Origin of the sequence: Microbacterium sp. UMB0228 (assembly GCF_002871415.1) — a bacterium.
Lineage (GTDB): Bacteria > Actinomycetota > Actinomycetes > Actinomycetales > Microbacteriaceae > Microbacterium.
Genome location: NZ_PNFU01000009.1, coordinates 23,442 through 45,026, shown reverse-complemented (window position 1 = coordinate 45,026; position 21,585 = coordinate 23,442). Strand labels below are relative to the sequence as shown.

The 21,585-nt window shown below is 71.3% G+C and carries 19 protein-coding genes; 16 read left to right on the top strand and 3 right to left on the bottom strand.

From position 1 onward, the window contains the following. Positions 1-37: 37 nt before the first annotated feature. From CJ226_RS16425 to CJ226_RS16405, 5 genes are all read left to right on the top strand, one after another. Entirely contained in the window at positions 38-943 is a 906-nt protein-coding gene (locus CJ226_RS16425; RefSeq protein WP_025103273.1) for a carbohydrate ABC transporter permease, read from the top strand. Next, positions 933-1,847 (top strand): carbohydrate ABC transporter permease, encoded by a 915-nt coding sequence (locus CJ226_RS16420; RefSeq protein ID WP_025103274.1) that lies wholly within the window; start codon positions 933-935, stop codon positions 1,845-1,847. The genes CJ226_RS16425 and CJ226_RS16420 overlap by 11 nt, the downstream gene beginning before the upstream one ends. After that, positions 1,844-2,818, top strand: coding sequence for an ROK family protein (locus CJ226_RS16415; RefSeq protein ID WP_102209850.1), 975 nt, complete (start codon positions 1,844-1,846; stop codon positions 2,816-2,818). The genes CJ226_RS16420 and CJ226_RS16415 overlap by 4 nt, the downstream gene beginning before the upstream one ends. Before the next feature lie 65 nt (positions 2,819-2,883). Next, on the top strand, positions 2,884-4,431 hold the full coding sequence (locus CJ226_RS16410) for a M81 family metallopeptidase (protein ID WP_308409691.1): 1,548 nt from the start codon (positions 2,884-2,886) through the stop codon (positions 4,429-4,431). Then, positions 4,428-5,777, top strand: coding sequence for an alpha-L-fucosidase (locus CJ226_RS16405; protein ID WP_102209848.1), 1,350 nt, complete (start codon positions 4,428-4,430; stop codon positions 5,775-5,777). Before CJ226_RS16410 ends, CJ226_RS16405 begins: the two co-directional genes overlap by 4 nt. A gap of 56 nt (positions 5,778-5,833) precedes the next feature. On the opposite strand, the gene CJ226_RS16400 is transcribed toward CJ226_RS16405, so the two are convergent. Then, positions 5,834-8,668, bottom strand: a complete 2,835-nt coding sequence (locus CJ226_RS16400; RefSeq protein ID WP_102209847.1) for an FAD-binding and (Fe-S)-binding domain-containing protein — start codon at positions 8,666-8,668, stop codon at positions 5,834-5,836. A 73-nt stretch (positions 8,669-8,741) separates the two neighbouring features. Between CJ226_RS16400 and CJ226_RS16395 the strand changes: the two genes are divergently transcribed. Beyond that, positions 8,742-9,404 (top strand): GntR family transcriptional regulator, encoded by a 663-nt coding sequence (locus CJ226_RS16395; protein ID WP_102209846.1) that lies wholly within the window; start codon positions 8,742-8,744, stop codon positions 9,402-9,404. A gap of 2 nt (positions 9,405-9,406) precedes the next feature. On the opposite strand, the gene CJ226_RS16390 is transcribed toward CJ226_RS16395, so the two are convergent. Continuing rightward, complete coding sequence (locus CJ226_RS16390; protein ID WP_102209845.1) at positions 9,407-10,357, bottom strand: hypothetical protein; 951 nt, start codon at positions 10,355-10,357, stop codon at positions 9,407-9,409. A gap of 83 nt (positions 10,358-10,440) precedes the next feature. Here CJ226_RS16390 and CJ226_RS16385 point away from each other — a divergent pair, with 83 nt between their 5' ends. The 3 genes from CJ226_RS16385 to serA all read left to right on the top strand — a co-directional run bounded on the left by CJ226_RS16385 (position 10,441) and on the right by serA (position 12,979). Continuing rightward, the gene (locus tag CJ226_RS16385; protein ID WP_025103281.1) at positions 10,441-10,911 is read left to right on the top strand and encodes a hypothetical protein; all 471 of its coding nucleotides are present in this window, start codon (positions 10,441-10,443) and stop codon (positions 10,909-10,911) included. Further along, the gene (locus CJ226_RS16380; protein ID WP_062634815.1) at positions 10,908-11,243 is read left to right on the top strand and encodes a hypothetical protein; all 336 of its coding nucleotides are present in this window, start codon (positions 10,908-10,910) and stop codon (positions 11,241-11,243) included. The genes CJ226_RS16385 and CJ226_RS16380 overlap by 4 nt, the downstream gene beginning before the upstream one ends. Before the next feature lie 131 nt (positions 11,244-11,374). Beyond that, positions 11,375-12,979, top strand: coding sequence for a phosphoglycerate dehydrogenase (gene serA, locus CJ226_RS16375; RefSeq protein WP_102209844.1), 1,605 nt, complete (start codon positions 11,375-11,377; stop codon positions 12,977-12,979). A gap of 73 nt (positions 12,980-13,052) precedes the next feature. On the opposite strand, the gene CJ226_RS16370 is transcribed toward serA, so the two are convergent. Beyond that, positions 13,053-13,595: a TetR/AcrR family transcriptional regulator gene (locus CJ226_RS16370; RefSeq protein WP_025103284.1), complete on the bottom strand. Its 543-nt coding sequence runs from the start codon at positions 13,593-13,595 to the stop codon at positions 13,053-13,055. Between the two features lie 96 nt (positions 13,596-13,691). On the opposite strand from CJ226_RS16370, the gene CJ226_RS16365 reads away from it, so the two are divergent. The 7 genes from CJ226_RS16365 to CJ226_RS16335 form a co-directional block, all read left to right on the top strand. Continuing rightward, complete coding sequence (locus CJ226_RS16365; protein WP_102209843.1) at positions 13,692-15,227, top strand: MFS transporter; 1,536 nt, start codon at positions 13,692-13,694, stop codon at positions 15,225-15,227. A gap of 82 nt (positions 15,228-15,309) precedes the next feature. Further along, the gene (locus CJ226_RS16360) at positions 15,310-16,353 is read left to right on the top strand and encodes a 3-isopropylmalate dehydrogenase (RefSeq protein WP_102209842.1); all 1,044 of its coding nucleotides are present in this window, start codon (positions 15,310-15,312) and stop codon (positions 16,351-16,353) included. A gap of 62 nt (positions 16,354-16,415) precedes the next feature. Further along, a complete protein-coding gene (locus tag CJ226_RS16355) occupies positions 16,416-17,516 on the top strand; it encodes a branched-chain amino acid aminotransferase (RefSeq protein WP_062634807.1) in 1,101 nt (366 codons plus the stop codon). A gap of 190 nt (positions 17,517-17,706) precedes the next feature. After that, positions 17,707-18,687, top strand: a complete 981-nt coding sequence (locus CJ226_RS16350; protein WP_062634805.1) for a type IV toxin-antitoxin system AbiEi family antitoxin domain-containing protein — start codon at positions 17,707-17,709, stop codon at positions 18,685-18,687. 115 nt (positions 18,688-18,802) lie between these two features. Beyond that, positions 18,803-19,582 (top strand): fumarylacetoacetate hydrolase family protein, encoded by a 780-nt coding sequence (locus tag CJ226_RS16345; RefSeq protein ID WP_062634803.1) that lies wholly within the window; start codon positions 18,803-18,805, stop codon positions 19,580-19,582. Beyond that, on the top strand, positions 19,579-20,838 hold the full coding sequence (locus CJ226_RS16340; RefSeq protein WP_062634801.1) for an MFS transporter: 1,260 nt from the start codon (positions 19,579-19,581) through the stop codon (positions 20,836-20,838). The genes CJ226_RS16345 and CJ226_RS16340 overlap by 4 nt, the downstream gene beginning before the upstream one ends. Continuing rightward, positions 20,835-21,585: class I SAM-dependent methyltransferase (locus CJ226_RS16335; RefSeq protein ID WP_102209841.1), on the top strand; the 751-nt coding region annotated here is incomplete at its 3' end. The genes CJ226_RS16340 and CJ226_RS16335, both read left to right, overlap by 4 nt.

The window sequence follows — 21,585 nt, the reverse complement described above, 5'->3', positions numbered from 1 at the left end:
TCCGGCCCGCACAGCAGTAACAGAGAAAGACGACGAGATGACGATCACGACGAGACGTCGAGGATCGCTCGCCAAGGTCGAGGGCCGCCAGGCGCTGGGTTTCGCAAGCCCGGCCCTGGTGGGCCTCGCCCTGTTCACGATCGTGCCCGTGGGGCTGTCGATCGTGATGAGCGTGTTCGACTGGCCGACCTTCGGCGAACGCACCTTCAACGGGGTGGACAACTACGTCAAGTTGTTCACCAGCAGTCCGGACTTCTGGCCCGCGCTGCGGAACTCGGCCGTGTACACGCTGCTGTACGTGCCGTTGAGCGTCGCTCTCTCGCTCGTGCTCGCCCTCGGACTCGGCCCCCGCATCCGCGGCCGCGGTGCCCTGCGCGTCCTCTTCTTCATCCCCGTCGTGACCCCGATGGTCGCGAACGTCCTGGTGTGGAAGATGATGCTGCAGCCCCAGGGGCTCTTCAACGGCCTCTCGGTCACCTGGTTCGGCATCGAGCTGCCGAACTTCCTCGCCGACCCCAACTGGGCGATGATCATGGTCGTCGTCATGAGCGTCTGGCAGGGTCTCGGCTACAACATGCTGATCTTCTCCGCGGCCCTCGAGCAGCTCCCGGAGAGCGTGCTGGAGGCCGCCAGTATCGACGGTGCGCAGGGGTTCCGGCGGGTCTGGAGCATCATCATCCCGATGATCTCGCCGTCGATCTTCTTCGCGACGATCATGACGATGATCACCTCGCTCCAGGTCTTCGTCCAGCCGCAGATGCTCACCGGAGGCGGCCCCGGCAACGCCACCAAGCCGCTCGTGATGTACATCTGGGAGCAGGGCTTCACCTTCGGCGACCTCGGGCTCGCCGCCGCCGCCGCATGGATCCTCTTCGCGATCATCATCGCGATCACGGGCATCCAGTTCGCCGCACAGAAGAAGTGGGTGCACTATGAGCACTGAGACCCTCGTCCGGCCCACCGGCACCGCCCCGCGGCGTCAGCGCGAGCGCGAGCGGGCCCGCGGCGCGGCGACAACGCCCGGCGCCCGTGCCCGGCTGATCCTCGCGCACGTCACCATCTACGTCGCGGCGCTCATCTTCATCGCGCCGCTCGTCTACGCGTTCTTCTCGGCCCTCAAGCCGAACTCCGAGATGTTCTCGATGCCGCCCACCCTCGTGGGCTCCGAGATCCGCTGGAGCAACTTCGTCGACGTCTTCGCCTACGGACCGTTCCTGACGTACATCATGAACTCGTTCATCGTGGCGATCGGCGGCACCCTGGTCGTGCTCGTGGTGTCGACCACGGCCGGATACGCGTTCGGGCGCCTGCGGTGGAAGGGCAGGGACGCGGTGTTCGTCCTCTTCCTCGCCACGCTGATGGTGCCCGCCGAGGTGCTCGTCATCCCGATGTTCCAGGTCATGCAGTGGTTCAACTGGGTCGACACCTATCAGGCGCTCATCCTGCCCTTCGCGTTCGGCGCCTTCGGCACGTTCCTGATGCGGCAGTTCTTCCGCGGCATCCCCTACGAGCTGGAGGAGGCGGCCCGCGTCGACGGCGCGGGTCCCGTCCGGTCGTTCCTGCAGATCATCCTGCCGCTGTCGAAGTCCGCGGTCGCCGTGCTCGCGGTCTTCACCTTCCTCTCGTTCTGGAACAGCTACCTCTGGCCCCTCATCGTCACCGTCGACTACAACGCGCACGGCACGCTGCCCGTCGGTCTGGCGAGCTTCGCCGGCCTCACCGGCACCCGCTGGGACCTGCAGATGGCCGCCGCCATCATCTCGATGATCCCCACCACCCTGCTCGTGATCGTGCTGCAGAAGCACCTGGTTAAGGGCATCGCGATGGCCGGACTGGGCGGACGATGAGCGCCGTCGGGCAGCAGACGGACGACCCTCGACGAACCAGCACAGGCCTCGCGGCCGACCTGGCGCTGGCCGGGGTGGACATCGGGGGCACGAAGATCGCGGCCCTCGTCGTGGACGCCTTCGGAGTCGTCCTCGCACGCGGTAGCGTACCGGCGCCCGCGAGCGTCGGCGGCGCGGCGATGGCGGATGCGGCGGCCGGTCTCGTCGCGCGGCTCGCAGCCGAGGCCGGTGTCACGGTCGCCGCGGTGGGGGTGGGCGCCGCGGGGGTCATCGACCACGAGAGCGGCACCATCCGCGCCGCGTCCGCCCTGTTCGCGGACTGGGCGGGTTTCCCGCTCGGCCCGGAGCTGGCGCAGCGCCTCGGCGTCCCGGTGCGGGTGGAGAACGACGTGAACGCCTTCCTCCTCGGTGAAGCCGCCGCGGCGGGTCCGAGCGTGCCCGATGTGCTCGGTGTGATGCTCGGCACGGGCGTCGGCGGCGCGCTGGTCATCGGCGGGGAGCTGCACCACGGCCCGCACGGCGCGGCCGGGGAGATCGGGCACACGCCCGGTTACAGCGACCTCGGCTGCACCTGCGGGCAGACCGGTCACCTGGAGACCCTGGCCTCCGGGACGTCGATCGCCCGGCGCTTCGAGGAGCGCACCGGGCGTCCGGTCAACGATGCCAGGGAGGTCGCGGAGGCCGCCAGGGCCGGCGACGCCGACGCCCGCGCGGTGTTCGACGACGCCGGGCGTGCGCTCGCTCTCGCCTGTGCGAGCGCCGCGACGCTCCTCGACCTGCCGACCGCCATCGTCGGCGGCGGGGTCACGGCGGCCTGGGACCTCCTGTCGCCATCTATCGAGCAGACCCTGCGCACCGACGCCCCGGTGTCCGGCATCGCGCTGCGCATCGTTCCCGCCGTCCTGGGCGCCGACGCCGTCGCGCTCGGCGCCATCGAGAGCGCCCGGCGCGCCCTCGCCCCCGTTTCCTGACCACGACTGCGACCGCAGAGGAGAACAGCACCGTGACCGCACGCCCGGAAGCCCACGAGATCTGGATGGGTCCGCTGCCGCCGCTCGCCGAGGGCGGGCTCGCGCGGCCCCGGATCGGCATCGGCGGCATCTCCATCGAGTCGAGCACGTTCTCCCCGCACATCTCCGGGGACGAGGCCTTCACGATCCGGACCGGAGACGCGCTGCGCGCGTACTACCCGTTCCTCGATGCCGGGCGTGAGCTCGCCGAGGCCGCGGAGTGGGTCCCGCTCACCCACGGCCGGTCGCTGCCCGGCGGCGCCGTGGACCCGGACACCTATCAGCGGATGAAGGAGGCGCTCGTCGAGGGGATCCGCGCGCAGGGGCCGCTCGACGGCTTCTTCTTCGACATCCACGGCGCGATGAGCGTCGTCGGGATGGACGATGCCGAGGGTGATCTGGCCCTCGCGGTGCGCGCGGCGTTGGGGCCGGACACCCTCGTCTCCACGTCGATGGACCTGCACGGGAACGTGTCGGAGACGCTGCGCGACGCGGTGGATCTGCTCACCTGCTATCGCATGGCCCCGCACGAGGATTGGCTGAACACGAAGGAGCGGGCGGTGTGGAACCTGCTCGACCGTCTCCGCGGCCCGCACGGCGGCGACGTGCGGGCGCGGCGGCCCTTCACCGCCTGGGTGCCCGTTCCGGTGCTGCTACCGGGGGAGAAGACGAGTACGCGGCTGGAACCCGCGCAGAGCATCTATGCCGAGCTCCCCGGGATCGAGGCCCTGCCCGGTGTCGTCGACGCCTCGGTGTGGATCGGCTACGCGTGGGCGGACGAGCCGCGCTGCCAGGCCTACGTCGTGGTCACCGGCGACGACCGGGAGGTCATCGCCCGGGAGGCGGAGCGCGTGGCCCGGATGTTCTGGGAGGCGCGGGAGGACTTCGTCTTCGTCGCGAAGACCGGAAGCCTCGACGACGCTCTGGAGGAGGCGCTGGCCCCCGGTGCCCCGCGTCCGTACGTGATCTCGGACTCCGGGGACAACCCGACGGCCGGGGGAGCGGGGGATGTGACCTGGACCCTCGCCCACCTGCTGCAGCGGCCGGAACTCACTGACGGGACGCGCACGACGCTCGTCGCCTCGATCTTCGATCCGCGAGCGGTCGCCGAAGCCGTGGCGGCGGGCGTGGGTGCGACGGTCACGCTGTCCGCCGGGGCCGCGGTCGATGCCGGACCTCACGGACCGGTCGAGATCAGCGGCACGGTGTTCTCGATCACCGATGGCGACCCGGACGCCGGCACCCAGGTGGTGATCGCGGTCGGCGGGCTGCACGCCATCGTGACCGCGCGCCGCAAGCCATTCCACCACCTCTCCGACTTCCGGATGCTGGGACTCGAGCCGACGACGGCCGACGTCGTGGTCGTGAAGATCGGCTATCTGGAGCCGGAGCTGTATGAGCTGGCCGCGGGATGGACGCTCGCGCTCACCCCGGGTGGGGTCGACCAGGACCTGCTCCGCCTCGGGCACCATCGCCTGCGTCCAGGGGTGTTCCCGTTCGACACGACCGGCGACCCCGACCTGACCGCGGTGGTCGTGCGCCTCGGCGCCGACGAGGAGGACACGGCATCATGATGAACTTCGAGAAGCGCACCGGCCCCGACTTCGGTGCGGCGGCCCCGGTCTACCCGGCGAACGGCGTGCCGGACTGGTACCGCGACGCCAAGCTCGGCTTCTTCGTGCACTGGGGCCTGTACTCCGTGCCGGCGTGGGCCGTGCAGCACGGGGAGGGCGTGAACATCCCCACCGAGGACGCCTATGCGTGGCACCAGTATGCGGAGTGGTACGGCAACACGGTCCGCATCCCGGGGAGCCCGACGTGGGAGCGCCACCAGCGCACCTACGGACCCGGGACCTCGTACGAGGACCTCGCCGACCGATGGGATGCCGCCGCGTTCGATGCCGACGCTTTCGTCGGTGAGCTCGTCGCGGCTGGAGCCCGCTATGTCGTGCCCACGACCAAGCACCACGAGGGGTTCTGCCTGTGGGACACCGCCACGACGGGATTCAACGCCGTCGCGCGCGGCCCTCGTCGCGACCTCATCTCTGAATTCCACGACGCCACGCGGCGGGCCGGAGCCAGGTTCGGCGTGTACTACTCCGGAGCGCTCGACTGGCACGTGAGCGACTTCCCGCCGATCGAGTCGGACACCGACCTGTTCCGGTTCCGTCGCAACGACGCCCACTTCTCCCGGTACGCCGCCGCGCAGCTCGAGGAGCTCGTGGAGCGGTTCGCGCCCGACGTGCTCTGGAACGACATCGAGTGGCCGGACGGCGGCAAGGGCACGGAGGACTACGCGGTGGCCGCACTGCTGCGGCGTTACTTCGACGCCGTCCCGGACGGCGTCGTCAACGACCGGTGGGGCGTGCCGTACCACGGCTTCCTCACCCGCGAATACACGGACATCCCGGACATCATCCCCGCGCCGTGGGAGTCGACCCGCGGACTCGGCTACTCGTTCGGGTTCAACCAGGCGGAGGACGAGCGGCACTCGCTCTCCGGGGCGGCCCTGATCCGGCTCCTCGTCGACGTCGTCGCGAAGAACGGCAACCTGCTCATCAACGTGGGCCCCGCGGCGGACGGGTCCATCCCGGCGCTGCAGCGGAAGGCGATGCAGGAGCTCGGCGGCTGGCTGGCCGTGAACGGCGCGGCGATCTACGGCACGCGGCCCTGGACGCGGATGGGGGAGCGGACGGGGGCTCCTCGCCGCTACACCACCTCCACTGACGCGGTGCACCTGCACGCGCTGGACCCGGCGGCAGGCGAGTTCGAGCTGCCGACCGAACTCGCGGGCGCTGCGCTGTCGTGGGCGGACGGGACTCCGGCCCAGACGTCCGCGGAAGGCGGTTCGACGCGCATCGTGATCCCGGCCGGTCTCCGCGGGTCTCCGGTCGCCGTGCTCACCGCGCACGGCGCCTGACACAGGCTCCGCAGAAGGGCCCTGTCGGTGATCCGACGGGGCCCTTCGTCGCTGGGCTAGGGGCGCGTGCGCTCCTCGAGAACCTCGATCACGTGGCGGTACGGGCGGCCGGTGGCGCGGGTCATGCCGATCTCGCACGTGCGGTTGGCCGACACGAAGGCGTCGAAGCCGCCGCGGGCCGCATCGGCCGCGGCGACTTCGGCCGATTCCTGGGCCGTCGCGCTCGCGGTGAGCTCGGGGTGCAGCATTCCTCGGTCGCCGGCGAACGCGCAGCAGCCCCAGCCGTCGGGCACGAAGACCTCGTCGGCGACGGCCTCAGCGATCGCCCTCAGTGCCCCGGTGGCGCCGAGCGCGGTCGTCGAACAGGTCGGGTGCACGGCGATCGAGGGGAGCTTCGCATCGACGGAGAGGCGCGGCAGCACCTCCCGCGCGACGAACGTGGTGGCGTCCTCGATGCGCAGACCGGCGTACTCCGGATGGGCGGCGACGGCCTGGGTGAGCATCACGTCGAGGCCCTCGGTGCAGGAGGCGGCGTCGCAGACGACCGGGAGCTCCCCGTGGCGGCTGGCGTCCCAGAGCGAGGCCAGCACCCGGTCCGACATGAGGCGATAGCCGTCGAGGTGTCCCTTGGACTTCCACGGCGTCCCGCAGCAGAGCCCGCCGTTCTCCTCCGGGACCACGACGGGGATCCCGGCGCGGTCGAGCAGAGCGCGCAGGGCGTCGCGGGAGCCGGGGCCCTCGTCCTCCGGGCCGAACATCGTGCCGATGCAGGCGCCGAAGAAGACGGCCTGGGCATTGGGCGGGGACACCGGTCGCGCCGGAGCAGTGCCGCCGCGGGGGAGGCCGCCGTCGTAGAGGGGCACGGTGTCGGCGCCGAGCACCGCCCGTCCGATCCGCGTCGCGCCGCGCACGAGCGGGACGGGGAGAGCGTCCGCGACCGTGAGGGCGACGCCCCCGGCGCGCGTGACGGTGCTCCAGTGCTTCGCCGCCGTTCCCCACGCAGCCCCCTCCACGGCGTTCTCCTGCTCGGCGCGGAGGCGGCGGACGAGGTCGCCGGTGTTGATGTCCACCGGACACGCGACGCCGCACATGCCGTCGACCGCGCAGGTCTGCACGCCGTCGTAGTCGTAGTCCGCGCGCAGATCGCGCAGCAGCGCCGTGTCGCCCTGCTCCTCGGCCCAGGCCATGTCCCGCCGCAGCACGATGCGCTGCCGTGGTGTGAGCGTGATGCGCTTGCTCGGGCACGTGGGCTCGCAGTAACCGCACTCGACGCAGCGGTCCACCTCGCGCTCGACCGTGGGCACGCGCTTCAGATCCTGCAGATAGGAGTCCGGGTCGTCGGACAGCACGACACCCGGGTTGAGGATCCCGTCCGGATCGAACAGCCGCTTGATCTCCCACATCATGTCGGTGAGCTCGTCGCCGTACTGCCGCCGCACGAACGGCGCCATGATGCGGCCGGTGCCGTGCTCGGCCTTGAGGGATCCCTCCTGCGCGAGGACGAGCTCGACGAGGTCGTCCGTGAAGCGGCGGTACCGCGCCACGCTGTCGGGGTCGTCGAAGCGCTCGTTCAGCAGGAAGTGGACGTTGCCGTCCTTCGCGTGCCCGAAGATGACGGACCCCTCGTAGCCGTGTTCCGCGAACAGCTCGATCAGGCGTTCGCAGGTGGCCAGCAGCCGGGGGACGGGGACGACGATGTCTTCGAGGAGGGCGGTCGTGCCGGACGGCCGCGCTCCGGCGACCGCCGTGTAGAGGCCCTTGCGGACGTGCCACAGCGCGGCGCGCTCTCCCGCATCCGTGGTCAGTCGCGGAGTGACGGCGAGGGGGAGGGCGTCGAAGTGCGCCTGCGCGGTCGCGCTCGCGACGGCGAGGGATTCGTCGTCGGCGGCGTGCACCTCGACGAGCAGCGCGGCGTGGCCCCGGACGTCGATCTCGGAGATCGCGGCGGGGACGTCGCTCAGGCCCTGGGCGACGCGCAGTGAGGCGGCGTCCAGGAGCTCGATCGTCGCGAGGCCGAGCTCGGTGAGAGCGGGGAGCGCGGTCATCGCCGCCGACAGCGTGTCGAAGACGAGCAGACCGGTGGCGATCGCGGGGCGCACCTCGATGGTGCGGAAACGGGCCTCCGCGACGAAGCCGAGGGTCCCTTCCGATCCGATGAGGAGGTGTTCGAGGATCCGCACCGGGTCGTCGAAGTCGAGCAGGGCGTTCAGTCCGTAGCCCATGGTGTTCTTCATCGAGAACTGCTGCCGGAGGAAGGCGACGTTCTCGGGCGAGGCGAGCAACCGCTCCCGGAGCGACGACAGCCCGGCGAACAGGGCGGGTTCCGCGGCGCGGAGCACGTCCGCGGCGTCCGCGCGTCCGGTGTCCAGAACCGTCCCGCTGGGGAGCACGACGACCATCGAGGTGATCGTCTGGTATGAGTTCTCGGTGATGCCGCAGGCCATCCCGCTGGAGTTGTTGGCGACGACGCCGCCGATCGTGCAGGCGATCTCGCTGGCCGGATCCGGCCCGAGCTTGCGGCGGTACCGGGCCAGCCGGGTGTTCACCTGCCGGACGGTGGCTCCGGGGCCGACCCGCACCGCGGCGCCGTCGTCCTCGATGTGGATGTCACGGAATTGGCTGCGCGTGTCGACGAGGATGTCGCCGCTGATGCCCTGTCCGGAGAGGCTGGTGCCGCCGGAGCGGAACGTGAGCGTGCGTCCGGCCGCCCGGACCGCCGTGAACGCGCGGGCGACACCCTCCGCGTCCGCGGGGGAGAGCACCGCGTCCGGGACGAGCAGGTAATGCGAGGCGTCGTGGGCGCGGGCGAACCGGTCGATGGATCGGGCGTGGACCTGCGTCTCGGCTCCCAGCAGCGCCGGGTCGAGAGGGTGGTCGAGGGTGGTGGGCACGGTGCTCCTCTGCTCCGCCGAAGATTGTCAGACAAGTGTACTGAACGACGGCGTGCTCACTAGACTGTTCCGCATGACCTCGATCGCGGAGCGCCCTCTCGGCGTGGTCGGCGTGGTCGACGCCGTGACCGGACAGCTGCGTACCCGGATCCTCTCCGGCGAGATCCGCTCAGGGGAGCCGCTCACCGAGGTGGCGGTCTCCCAGGCCTACGGCGTCGCCCGCCCCAGCGCGAAAGCGGCCATCGAGCAGCTGGTGGCCAGCGGACTGCTCGTGCGGACGGCGCATCGCACGGCGCGCGTGGTCGGCATCGAAGCGGAGACCGTCCGCGACGTCTACCGCACGCGGATCCGGCTGGAGAGCGCGGCGCTGCGCGAACTGGCGGAGAGCGCCGCCGTGCCGGCGGCCGCTGTGGCGGCGAACGCCGAGCTGCAGGCGATGGCACCGGGCCCCGATCCCGCGACGGTCGACCCCGACCTCCGTTTCCACACGGCCCTCATCGACGCGCTGGGCAGCGAGCGCACCAGTCGCATGTACCGGAGCGTGCTGGATGAGGTGCGGCTGTGCATGGCGCAGGTGCAGGGGCGGCGTCTCCTCGACGCGGAGCTCATTGCCGCGCAGCACGCGGAGATGCTCGAGGCCGTCGCCGCCGGGGACGCGGAGCGCGCGGCCGCGGTGCTGCGTGCCCACCTCGCCTCGGCGGAGGATCGTCTCGTCGAGGCCCTGGGCGCCTCCTGACGTCAGCCCGCGTCGGCGGGGGCGTCCTCGATCTGGATCGGTGCATCCGTCGGGTCGGCCCAGACCGGAGCAGGCAGAGGCGTGTCGACCTGGCCGGCCTGGATCGCGCGGAGGGCTTCGGTGATCTCGTCGGCGTTCTCGGGCACCGCCAGGCCGCAGGTGCGCAGCTCGGACGCGAACTGCAGGGTGAGCCGGATCTTCCCCGCCTCGATGGCCTCGGAGGTGGTGCCGGTGCGGATCTCGCTGCCCGTCTGGATCGCGGGCACCTCGTCGCAGACGTGATAGACCTTGCCGCCGTCGACCCACACGACCTCATCGGCCCCGAGGAGCTGGATCACGGCGGACTGGTCCGCGGTGTACTGCTCGACGGACGGCGGGGCGAAGCTCGTGCCGACGATCGCGGCGAGGACGGCGAGGACGATGCCGACGATGCCGGCGGTCGCCTTCTGTCCTTTGTCCATGTCCTTGTTCAGGAAGATGAGGATGACCAGGGGGAGGAAGGCGACGACCGCGATGATCGCGCCGAGCTGGTTCTGGACGAAGAACCGTGTCTTGTCCGCGCGCCGCGCCGGGTCGAGGGTGTTGGCCTTCTTCCACAGGATCGAGCCGATGATCGACAGCGCGGCGATCACGACCAGCAGGACGAGCAGGGCGATGAACGCCCACTGCGGGAACTGCGCGCTCGCTCCCTGCTCTTCCAGGAGGCCGGTGTCCGGATCGCGGAGCAGCGCGCCGCCCTCGTCGACGAACTCACGCTGGCGTAGGAGCCAGAAGATGCCGACGGCCTCGCCCGCGATCGCGAGCGCCCAGAGGACGGCGGCGATGATACGGAAGCGCGTCGCGGAGGCTTTCGCCTCCGGGCTCGGCGTCCACCCAGCGGGCGGTTCGCCGGTCGTGGCGCCGGTCGCGGAACGACGCGGCGCGGCGGACGACGTCTGCTCGTTCTCGGCCATGCTTGTCCTTTCCCCCGAAAGTGCTCGGCGACCCCGCCGAGGCATCCCCGAGCCTAGTGGCCGCGGTGTCCTACGCTGGAGAGATGACATCCGATTCGGACGACGCCCTGAGCTGGGAGGGCGACGACAGCGCGGAGCGACGCCCCCGGGACGCCGCACGGCGCACCACGCCGGCTCCGGAACCGACCCCGGCCGAGGCCGTCACGCCCGCGGCGTCCGCACCGGCGTCGGGGGACGAGACGACCGCGGCGCCCTCCGGGCTCAGCAACGCGATGCTGGTCCTCGTCGGCGTCGTCGGCGGCGTCTACCTGCTTTACACCCTCGGCTGGATCGCGGGCGGTCTCCGGCTGCAGCCGCTCGCCTCGTTCCTCGTCGCGGATTTCATGTTCCTGCCCTGGTTCGTGCTGGCGATCGCCGCCCCCGCGCTCTGGTTCCTCGCGACGTGGGTGCTGACGAGGGGCCGGGCCTCCTGGATCCGCGCCGCTGTGCTCCTGGCGGGCGTCGTGCTGCTCGTGCCGTGGCCGTTCGTGACCGTGGGGGTGATCGGCTCATGACCGCTCCGAAGTCCCCGTCCGCCGTGGCGACCGGCTCGCCGCGCTGGCTCGTATGGACTGTCATCGCCCTCGCCGGGCTCTTCTACGCCTACGCGGTGTGGAACGCGGTCGCCCACCTCATCACCATGGCCCAGACCGGCCTCACCGGCACCGGATGGGCGACGCTCCTGTTCGGCGTGGTGTTCCCCGTCCTCGTGTTCGGGTTCGCCTTCGCGATCGGGCGGCGGCGGCGGGTGGGCGAGCTCGCCCTGACGTTCCTCGCCGGACTCGGGATCGTCGCGGTGTTCTGGATGAGCCTGCTCGCGCTGAGTCTGACGCTGCCCAGCGCCTGAGCCCGATCCGTCACGCCGTCACACGGCACGGAGCGGTCCCGGCGCTCCGGTAGAGTTGTCGCGATCGCGCCCCCGACGGTGTGCGGCGCATCGGCCCCTCCCGCCTGTCGCGCTGCCCCGAAGGATCCACTGTGCCGAAGCCTGTCGTGCTCATCGCCGAAGTACTCTCTCCCGCCACGATCGAGGCGCTCGGCCCCGACTTCGACGTCCGCCACGTCGATGGCACCGATCGCGAGGCGCTCTTCGCCGCCCTCGCGGAGTCGGACGCGGTGCTCATCCGCTCCGCCACCCGCATCGATGAGGAGGCGCTGTCGCACGCGCCGAAGCTCAAGGTCGTCGCGCGGGCCGGCGTCGGCCTCGACAACGTCGACATCAAGGCCGCGACCGCGGCCGGCGTCATGGTCGTCAACGCCCCGACGTCGAACATCGTCTCCGCCGCCGAGCTCACGGTCGGCCACATCCTCAGCCTGGCCCGCCGGATCCCGGCCGCGCACGCCTCGCTGTCCGCCGGGCAGTGGAAGCGCAGCTCCTTCACCGGCGCCGAGCTCTTCGAGAAGACCGTCGGGATCGTCGGACTCGGCCGGATCGGCGCTCTCGTCGCCGCCCGCCTCGCCGCCTTCGACATGCGCGTGGTCGCCTACGACCCCTACGTCACGTCCGCGCGCGCCCAGCAGCTCGGCGTGCAGCTCCTCTCGCTCGACGAGCTCGTCGCCGAGGCCGACTTCCTCACGATCCACATGCCCAAGACCCCGGAGACGACGGGCATGATCGGCGCCGAGCAGTTCGCCGCCATGAAGCCGACCGCCTTCGTCGTCAACGTCGCCCGCGGTGGACTCATCGACGAGGAGGCGCTGCACGAGGCGCTCGTCGCCGGCGAGATCGCCGGCGCCGGCCTGGACGTCTTCACCTCCGAGCCCCCGGCCGAGGGCGGCAGCGCCCGCGCGCTCCTCGACCTCCCGAACGTCGTCGTGACCCCGCACCTCGGGGCGAGCACGGAAGAGGCGCAGGAGAAGGCTGGCGTCTCGGTCGCGCGCTCGGTGCGGCTCGCGCTCGGCGGCGACCTCGTGCCGGATGCGGTCAACGTCGCGGGCGGCGTCATCGACCCGTACGTGCGTCCCGGCATCTCGCTCGTGGAGAAGCTCGGCCAGATCTTCGCCGCGCTGGCCACGTCGCCGCTCACGAGCCTCGACGTCGAGGTGCACGGCGAGCTCAACGACTACGACGTGAGCGTGCTCAAGCTCGCCGCCCTCAAGGGCGTGTTCACGAACATCGTGAGCGAGACCGTGTCGTACGTGAACGCTCCGCTCCTGGCGGAGCAGCGCGGCATCACGGTGCGCCTGCTCAAGGACGACGTGAGCGAGGAGTACCGGAACGTCATCACCCTCACGGGGGCGCTGTCCGACGGGTCGCAGCTCTCGGTGTCGGGCACGCTGACCGGACCGAAGCAGGCCGAGAAGCTCGTCGGCATCAACGACCACGCCCTGGAGCTGCCGATCGAGAAGCACCACGTCGTGATGCTCTACACCGACCGCCCCGGCATCGTGGCCGTCTACGGGCAGAAGTTCGGCGAGGCCGGGATCAACATCGCCGGCATGCAGATCTCGCGGCTCGCGGCGGGCGACCAGGCGCTCAGCGTGCTGACGCTCGACTCGCCCGTCTCCGAGGAGCTGCTGGACGACGTGCGCGGCGCCATCGACGCCGACCTCTTCCGTCAGATCGAGATCACCGAGCTCTGACACCGCAGAGCGGGGGAGAAGGGTGGGAGCGCGATGCTCCCGCCCTTCTCCGTATCTGCGGCCTCATCCGGCGTCAGGCGGTGGCGCGCAGCACGAGGGCGATGAGATCGGCGAGCTCGTCGCTGCGCGGGACCAGGCGCTCCGGCCCGTGCACGTCGAGCGAGTTGTTGAAGTAGAGGCCGTCGCTCACGAGCATCACGAGGTCGAGGCTGGCGGTGTCACGGACGTGCGGGCGGATCGTCTCCGCCCAGCGGCGCCGGGTATCCCGGAGCATGTCGGACGCGGCGGTCGAACCGCCCTGGGCCAGCCGGGTCGTGGCGATCAGCGCCCGATCGAGGGCGTCGTCCTCCATCACCGAGGTCCGGACGTAATACGCGACGGGACCTTCGTCGGCGGTGCGCATGCGCTCCAGATCGAGGGTGGTCAGATGGTCGAGGCGCTCCAGGAGCCCGGCCTCGAGGTCGTCCTTGGAGCGGAAGTGGTAGAGCAGGCCGCCCTTCGACACGCCGGCGGCCTTCGCCGTGGCCTCGAGCGTCGCGGCGCGTTCGCCCTCGTCGATGAGGATCGCCTCGAAGGCGTCGAGGACCTTCTCACGGGCGAGGGGAGGGCGGGGCATCGGTCATCCTCTGAGCGGAAACGGCAGGGCGGCATCTGTTACTATACCAGCCGGACGGTTTAGTAACGAGTCGTCCGCAGGAAGGAAAGGTGTTCCATGACCCGTACTGCGTCGATCCCGACGACAGAGACGCAAGCTCCCCGCGTCGGGGCTCGGGGGTGGGCGGCGCTCGTCGTCCTCATGCTCCCGGTGCTGCTGGTGTCGGTGGACAACACGGTGCTGAGCTTCGCGCTGCCCGAGATCTCGATCTCGCTCGCGCCGAGCGGGGCCGAGCAGCTCTGGATCATCGACGTCTATCCGCTCGTGCTCGCCGGACTCCTGGTGACCATGGGAACGCTCGGGGACCGCTTCGGGCGTCGCCGCCTGCTCCTCATCGGCGCCACCGGATTCGCCGTGGTGTCCGCGCTGGCCGCCTTCGCGCCGACCGCGGGCCTGCTGATCGCCGCCCGTGCCCTGCTCGGGTTCTTCGGCGCCATGCTGATGCCGTCGACGCTGTCGCTGCTGCGGTCGATCTTCCAGAACCGCGACCAGCGCCGCATGGCCATCGCGGTCTGGGCGTCCGCGTTCTCCGCCGGATCCGCGCTCGGCCCGATCGTCGGGGGCTTCCTCCTCGAGCACTTCGCGTGGGGCTCGGTGTTCCTCATCGCCGTCCCCGTCCTCATCCCGCTGCTCATCGCCGCGCCGCTGCTCGTGCCGGAGAGCCGTGACCCGAACCCCGGCCGCATCGACCCGCTCAGCATCGCCCTCTCGATGGCCGCGATGATCCCGGTCGTCTACGCCATCAAGTCGTTCGCGGTCGACGGTCCGTCGCTGTACGCCGGGGGATGGGCTCTGCTCGGTCTCGTGATGGGGACGCTGTTCGTGCGCCGTCAGCTCCGCGCCGACACCCCGATGCTCGACATGGCGCTCTTCCGCCGCGGCTCGTTCTCGGGCGCGATCCTGGTGAATCTGCTCAGCGTCGTGGCCCTCGTCGGGTTCCTCTACTTCGTCTCGCAGCACCTGCAGCTCGTGCTGGGGCTCTCGCCGATGGTCGCCGGCCTCGCTCTCGTGCCCGGGATGGCGGCCATGATCGTCGCCGGACTCACGGTGGTGCCGATCTCGCGGCGGGTGCCGCCGCACGTGCTCATCCCGGCGGCGCTGGTGTTCTCCGTCGCGGGGTACCTCATCGTCGCCTTCACGACGCACGAGCACGGCGTGGCACCGCTCATCCTCGCCTTCGTCGTCCTCGGCATCGGCATCGGCGCGGCCGAGACCATCTCGAACGAGCTCATCCTCTCCAGCGCCCCCGCGGCGAAGGCGGGTGCCGCGAGCGCGGTGTCCGAGACGGCGTACGAGCTCGGGGCCGTGCTGGGTACCGCGATCCTCGGCGGCATCATCACCGCGTTCTACCGCGGCGCGCTGGTGCTGCCCGAGGGGCTTCCGGCGGACGTGGCGCGCGCTGCGCAGGAGACGCTGGCCGGCGCGTATACGGCCGCCCACGAGCTCCCGGCCGCGCTCGGCGACGCCCTGTGGCAGGCCGCGGCCGACGCGTTCGGCTCGGGAGTCACGGTCACGTCGCTCATCGGTGCGGGCCTCGTCGTCGTCGCGGCGGTCATCGCGGCCGTCACACTGCGCAAGGCACCCACGCACTGACCACTACGCTGGGGGGACCGGCCCGTTCGACCCGCGGTCGCGCCGCGGCCGGTCCACCCCCGTGCAGTGCGCAAGGAGTCTCATGTCGCGTGTCGTGAAGCTGGCCGTCATCCCGGGTGACGGCATCGGTCCCGAGGTCATCGCCGAGGCGGAGAAGGTGCTCGACGCCGTCACCGCCGACAGCGCCGTGACGTTCGACAAGACCCGCTTCTCGCTCGGTGCCGGGCGGTACCTCGAAACCGGCGACACGCTCACCGACGACGACCTCGCCGCGATCTCCGCCCACGACGCGATCCTCCTCGGCGCGGTCGGCGGCACGCCGGGCGACCCGCGCCTGAAGGACGCGAACATCGAGCGCGGACTCCTGCTGAAGCTCCGGTTCACCCTCGACCACTATGTGAACCTGCGCCCCTCGAAGCTCTTCGCCGGAGCGCCCGGTCCGCTGTCCGACCCGGGCGAGGTCGACTTCGTCGTGGTCCGTGAAGGGACGGAGGGGCCCTACGTCGGCAACGGCGGAGCGATCCGGAAGGGGACGCCGCAGGAGGTCGCGAACGAGACCTCCGTGAACACGGCGTTCGGCGTCGAGCGGGTCGTCCGGTACGCCTTCGCGCTTGCCGAGCGCCGCCGTCAGAAGCTCACGCTCGTGCACAAGACCAACGTGCTCGTGCACGCCGGTGCGATCTGGCAGCGTATCGTGAACGAGGTCGCCACCGAGCACCCCGACGTCGCCGTCGACTACCTGCACGTCGACGCCGCCACCATCTTCCTCGTCACCGATCCCTCGCGTTTCGACGTGATCGTGACGGACAATCTCTTCGGTGACATCCTCACCGACCTCGCCGGCGCCGTCACGGGCGGCATCGGCCTCGCCGCCTCGGGGAACATCAACCCCGATGGCGCCTTCCCGTCGATGTTCGAGCCCGTGCACGGCTCGGCTCCGGACATCGCGGGTCAGCAGAAGGCCGACCCGACCGCCGCGATCCTCTCCATCGCGCTGCTGCTCGACCACCTCGGCCTGACGGCCGAGTCGGCGCGTGTGAGCGCCGCGGTCGAGGCGGACATCGCCGCCCGCAGCGGTGCCCGCGCCACCGCGGAGATCGGCTCCGCGATCACTGCCCGTCTCTGAACGGCGGGCGTAGGCTGACAGGGCGCGAGGATGCGCCCACCCCACGAGGATTGGATGACGACATGACGACGATCGACGCCGAGACGAGCGTAGCTCCCCTGGAGTTCGCCGTGACGAAGAACCTGAACGCGGCCTCGCCGGCACGCGTCGCCGAAGTGTTGGAGAACCCCGGTTTCGGGGTCGTCTTCACCGACCACATGGTCGACATCTGCTGGTCGGCCAAGGGCGGCTGGCACCGTCCGCGCGTGCAGCCCTACGGCCCGATCCCGCTCGACCCGGCGGCGTCGGTGCTGCACTACGCGCAGGAGATCTTCGAGGGCATCAAGGCCTACCGTCACGCGGACGGTTCGATCCACACCTTCCGGCCCGACCGCAACGCCGCGCGCCTGCAGGCGAGCGCCCGCCGCCTGGCGCTGCCGGAGCTGCCGACGGAGTACTTCATCCAGTCGCTGCGCGAGCTCATCGCCGTCGACGGCCGCTGGGTGCCGTCCGGCGCCGACCAGAGCCTGTACCTGCGGCCGTTCATGTTCGCCAAGGAGGCCTTCCTCGGCGTGCGCGCGGCGCAGAAGGTCGCCTACTACGTGATCGCGAGCCCCGCCGGTGCGTACTTCACGGGAGGCGTGAAGCCCGTGCGGATCTGGCTCTCCGAGGACTACGCCCGCGCGGGTCGCGGTGGCACCGGCAAGGCGAAGACGGGCGGCAACTACGCCTCCAGCCTCCTGCCGCAGGCCGAGGCCAGTGCGAAGGGCTGCGACCAGGTCGTGTTCCTCAACGAGAACCGCGATGTGGAGGAGCTCGGCGGCATGAACGTCGTGTTCGTGTTCAAGGACGGTCGTGTCGTCACGCCCGAGTCGGACAGCATCCTCGAGGGCATCACGCGCGACTCGCTGCTGCAGCTCGCCGAGGACCGCGGCTACACGGTCGAGAAGCGTCCGATCTCTATCGACGAGTGGCGTGAGGGCGTGGCCTCCGGTGACATCGTCGAGGTGTTCGCCTGTGGCACGGCCGCGGTCGTGACCCCGATCGGAGCGCTCGTGGGTGAGGGCTTCGACGAGCCGCAGCCGCTGGGCGAGCTCGCGCTGTCGCTCCGCGAAGAGCTCACCGACATCCAGTACGGGCGCCGCGAGGACAAGCACGGCTGGCTGCTCCGCCTCGACGCCTGATCCGATTCCCCGAGACCCCGTCTTCCCGCCGACACCCCGCCGTGTCGACGCGTGGAAGGCGGGGTCTCGGCGTGTACCCGGGGTCTCGCGCGCTGGGACGGTTCCTGCACAACGCGGGGGGAGTGGGGGAAGAGAGGTGGGGGGGTGTGGAGAACGAGGGGGGAGGGAGATTGCGGGGGAGAGTGAGGGGATGTCGCGGCGCCTCTCGTTCTCCGAAGCCTGGGATCTCGTGCGGTCGCGGGAGGAGGTCCTCGACGCGGGGGTCACGGAACGGGAGCTGGGGGAGGCGGTCGCGCACGGCAGGCTGCGACGCGTGCACCGCGGGGCGTACGTCGACGGGGAGGTCTGGGACCAGCTGTGGCCCGAGGGAAGGCAGCTCGTGCGGGTGTGCGCCGTCCGTCGAGCCAGCGCCGGCGGAGGTCCGGTGTTCTCGCACCTCTCCGCGGCGGCGCTCTGGGGGCTGCCGCTCGTGGGCCCGATCCGGGACGACGTACACACCGCGATCCGCAGCCGTCGGCACAGCAGGACCGAGGCCGGAGTCGTCCGACACCAGATGGCGCTCGACGAGGGCGACATCGTCCGGCGGCACGGGCTCCGGTGCACGTCGCTGATCCGTACCGTGGTCGACCTCGCCCGGCTGCTGCGCCCGGAGGCCGTCGTCGCGGCCGGGGACGCGGCTCTGCGGATGGTCTCGATCGACGGACACGAGGTCGACCACGATGAGGTCGCCGCGTGGCGGGCCGAGGTCGACCGGCTGTGCGTGGCGGGGCTCCGGGGCGTGCGTCGCGCGCGGTGGATCGGAGCCTTCGCCGACGGACGGGCGCAGCTTCCGGGCGAGAGCGTGAGCCGCCTGCAGCTCCACCGACTCGGCTTCCGGGACATCGATCTGCAGATCCCCGTCGTCGGCTCCGACGGCGCGCGGTACTTCGCCGACTTCGGCTTCCCGCGGTCGCGGGCCTTCGGGGAGTTCGACGGAGAGGACAAGTACCGGGACGCGGAGCTGCGGACGACGCCCACGGCGGCCGATGCGGTGATGGCGGAGAAGCACCGCGAGGACGAGATCCGCGGGGTCACGGGGTGGCGCGTGGTGCGCTGGGGCTCCCCGCACATCCGCACCCCCGAGGACCTCGGGCGCCGGCTCGCCGCGTTCGGCATCCGCCCGCCCGGCTGAGGTCTGCCGAGCCCCCGGGGTCGCGTCGAGACCCCGCTCCGCCTCCGCACGTGAGCCGGGGTCTCGACGAGAGAGCGGGGTCTCGACGGGGGAGCAGGGGATCTAGGGTGGAGGGATGAAGATCGCTCGGTTCCGCCACGACGACGCCATTATGTACGGGATCATCGACGACCGCGAGCTCGTGGTCCTCGCCGGAGACCCGATGTTCTCCGGCTACGAGACCACCGGCGCGCGCATCCCGCTGACCGAGGCCACGCTGCTCGCGCCCGTGATCCCGCGCTCCAAGGTCGTGTGCGTCGGGAAGAACTACCACGACCACGCCGCCGAGATGGGGGGAGTGGCCCCCGAGGAGCCGCTGCTGTTCCTCAAGCCGAACACCGCCGTGATCGGCCCGGACGACGCGATCGTGCGTCCTGTCGCGCTGTCCGAGCGGACGGAGTACGAGGGCGAGCTCGTGGTCGTGATCGGACGCATCGCCAAGAACGTGAAGGCGGAGAACGCCCTCGACCATGTGCTCGGCTACACGATCGGCAACGATGTCACGGCGCGTGACTTGCAGCGCAAGGACGGGCAGTGGTCGCGGGCGAAGGGCTTCGACACGTTCTGCCCGCTCGGCCCCGTGATCGAGACGGACTTCGACCCCGCGCAGGCCACGATCGAGACGCGGGTGAACGGCGAGGTCCGCCAGCACGCACCGCTCACCGACATGATCCACTCGGTCGCCGCGATCATCGAGTACGCCTCGGCGGTGTTCACGCTCCTTCCGGGCGACGTCGTCATGACGGGGACCCCCGCCGGCGTGGGCACGTTCGAGGCGGGCGACACGGTCGAGGTCGAGATCTCCGGGCTCGGCATCCTCCGCAACACCGCGCGCGACGCCGCTCCCGCGTCATGACCGAGGTCGCCCTCACGGCGATGCAGCAGCAGGCGGTCCAGCGCCGCACCGTGCTCGTGCTGTCGCTGGGGCAGGTGCTTGGCGGCATCGCCTTCGGAGCCACCGTGTCGCTCGGTGCGCTGCTCGCCGCGGACATCTCCGGCAGCGACGCGCTGTCCGGGCTCGCGACGGCGTCGGTGACCCTGGGCGCCGCGGTCTGCGCGATCCCGCTCGCCCGGATGGCTGCACGGCTCGGGCGGCGTCGCGCCCTCACCCTCGGCAATCTCTTCGCCCTCATCGGCATCGCCGTGGTGATCCTCGCGGCATCCGTGCGCGTCTTCCCGCTCCTGCTCGTCGGCATCCTGCTGATCGGTGCGGGGAACGCGGGCAACCTGCAGTCCCGGTTCGCGGCGACGGACCTCGCGGCCCCGCAGCATCGTGGGCGCGACCTCTCGATCGTCGTGTGGTCCACGACGATCGGCGGCGTGGCGGGCCCGCTGCTGCTCGGTCCGGGGGAGATCGTCGGCCAGGCGATCGGCATGCCACCGCAGACCGGCTCGTACGTCTTCTCGTTCGTCGCGCAGTGCGCGGCGCTCGCGCTCTACCTCGTCGCCCTCCGCCCGGATCCGCTGCTCGCCGCGCAGCGACTCGCGCAGGCGGCAGCCGCCGCGACGAGCGCCGCCGTGGCGGACCGCCCGCGCGTGGCCCGCTATGCGATCTTCGCGATCGCGGGGTCGCACGTGGTGATGGCGTCGGTCATGGCGATGACCCCCGTGCATCTGTCCCACATGGCGCACGGCGCCCACGGTGCGGCGGCGACCCCGGCCGACGTCTCGGCGCTCGTCGGGATCACCATCGCGCTGCACGTCGGCGGCATGTACGCGCTCTCTCCGGTGTTCGGCGTGCTGGCCGACCGCTGGGGGCGGCTGCGCGTGGTGCTGCTCGGGCAGGCTCTGCTCGGCGGTGCCCTGGCCTTCGCCGTCTTCGCGGGCACCGAGGCGTGGGGCGTCATGGTGGCGCTCATCCTCCTCGGCCTCGGGTGGAGCGCCGCCACGGTCGCCGGCGCCGCCCTGCTCACCGAGGCGTCCGCACCCGACGTCCGCACGCGGCGGCAGGGTCGCAGCGACTCGCTGATGAGCCTGTCAGCCGCCGCCGGGTCGGTCCTCGCCGGCGTCGTGCTGTCGAACTTCCAGTACGCCGGGCTCGGCATCGCGGCCTCGGTGCTCGTCCTCGCGATCGTCGCGCTGTCGCCGCTTGCCCGGAGCAGCGCGCGGTGAAAGCCTGGGACGGCGTCGGGGAAGCCTATGCCGCCTCGTACGCCGCCCTGTGCGCGGGCACGGTCGATGTCCTCGCCGCAGCCCTCGGACCAGCGGAGGGTCGCAGCCTCCTCGACGTCGGGGCGGGCGAGGGTGGCCTCGCGGACCGCTTCGCCGGCCTGGGGTGGAACGTCACGGCCTGCGAACCCGAGCCGACAATGCGCGCCGTCGCCCGCCGGCGGCACCCGACGCTGCGCATCATCGACGGCGGCCTGCCGACGCTGCCGTTCGCCGATCGTTCCGTCGACGCCGTCGTGGCGAACTTCGTGCTGAACCACGTCTCCTCCCCGCGGACCGCCGCCCGCGAGCTGGGGCGGGTCGCACGGGAAGCGGTCGCCGCGACGACCTGGACCCGCTCCTCGTCGTGGTTCTGGACCGAGGTCGTCGAACGCGCGGGGCTGCGGCCGTCTGCGGGGGAGAGGCTTCCGGCCGAGGAGGACTTCGCACGCACCGCGGACGGCTTCGCGGCCATGCTTGTCGAGGCCGGACTCCCGGAGGTGGCGGTCAGCGAGCACACCTGGACCTGGCCCGCCGATCCGGACGCCCTGTGGGTCTCGGTCGAGGGCGGTGTGGCCGGCGCCGGGGCGCAGTATGCCGGCCTCTCCTCGGCCGAGCGATCCCGGTTCCGCGCGGGGTTCGAGGAGACCGTCGCGGCGCATCGGGTGGGAACGGTGCTGCTCCTGGAGCACCGCGCGGCCGTGGCGGTCT

Excerpts from the sequence above, each read along its gene's own strand:
- CJ226_RS16425 (WP_025103273.1), top strand. The coding sequence starts at position 38 with ATGACGATCACGACGAGACGTCGAGGATCGCTCGCCAAGGTCGAGGGC.
- CJ226_RS16420 (WP_025103274.1), top strand. The coding sequence starts at position 933 with ATGAGCACTGAGACCCTCGTCCGGCCCACCGGCACCGCCCCGCGGCGT.
- CJ226_RS16415 (WP_102209850.1), top strand. The coding sequence starts at position 1,844 with ATGAGCGCCGTCGGGCAGCAGACGGACGACCCTCGACGAACCAGCACA.
- CJ226_RS16410 (WP_308409691.1), top strand. The coding sequence starts at position 2,884 with ATGGGTCCGCTGCCGCCGCTCGCCGAGGGCGGGCTCGCGCGGCCCCGG.
- CJ226_RS16405 (WP_102209848.1), top strand. The coding sequence starts at position 4,428 with ATGATGAACTTCGAGAAGCGCACCGGCCCCGACTTCGGTGCGGCGGCC.
- CJ226_RS16395 (WP_102209846.1), top strand. The coding sequence starts at position 8,742 with ATGACCTCGATCGCGGAGCGCCCTCTCGGCGTGGTCGGCGTGGTCGAC.
- CJ226_RS16390 (WP_102209845.1), bottom strand. The coding sequence starts at position 10,357 with ATGGCCGAGAACGAGCAGACGTCGTCCGCCGCGCCGCGTCGTTCCGCG.
- CJ226_RS16385 (WP_025103281.1), top strand. The coding sequence starts at position 10,441 with ATGACATCCGATTCGGACGACGCCCTGAGCTGGGAGGGCGACGACAGC.
- CJ226_RS16380 (WP_062634815.1), top strand. The coding sequence starts at position 10,908 with ATGACCGCTCCGAAGTCCCCGTCCGCCGTGGCGACCGGCTCGCCGCGC.
- CJ226_RS16370 (WP_025103284.1), bottom strand. The coding sequence starts at position 13,595 with ATGCCCCGCCCTCCCCTCGCCCGTGAGAAGGTCCTCGACGCCTTCGAG.
- CJ226_RS16365 (WP_102209843.1), top strand. The coding sequence starts at position 13,692 with ATGACCCGTACTGCGTCGATCCCGACGACAGAGACGCAAGCTCCCCGC.
- CJ226_RS16360 (WP_102209842.1), top strand. The coding sequence starts at position 15,310 with ATGTCGCGTGTCGTGAAGCTGGCCGTCATCCCGGGTGACGGCATCGGT.
- CJ226_RS16355 (WP_062634807.1), top strand. The coding sequence starts at position 16,416 with ATGACGACGATCGACGCCGAGACGAGCGTAGCTCCCCTGGAGTTCGCC.
- CJ226_RS16350 (WP_062634805.1), top strand. The coding sequence starts at position 17,707 with ATGTCGCGGCGCCTCTCGTTCTCCGAAGCCTGGGATCTCGTGCGGTCG.
- CJ226_RS16345 (WP_062634803.1), top strand. The coding sequence starts at position 18,803 with ATGAAGATCGCTCGGTTCCGCCACGACGACGCCATTATGTACGGGATC.
- CJ226_RS16340 (WP_062634801.1), top strand. The coding sequence starts at position 19,579 with ATGACCGAGGTCGCCCTCACGGCGATGCAGCAGCAGGCGGTCCAGCGC.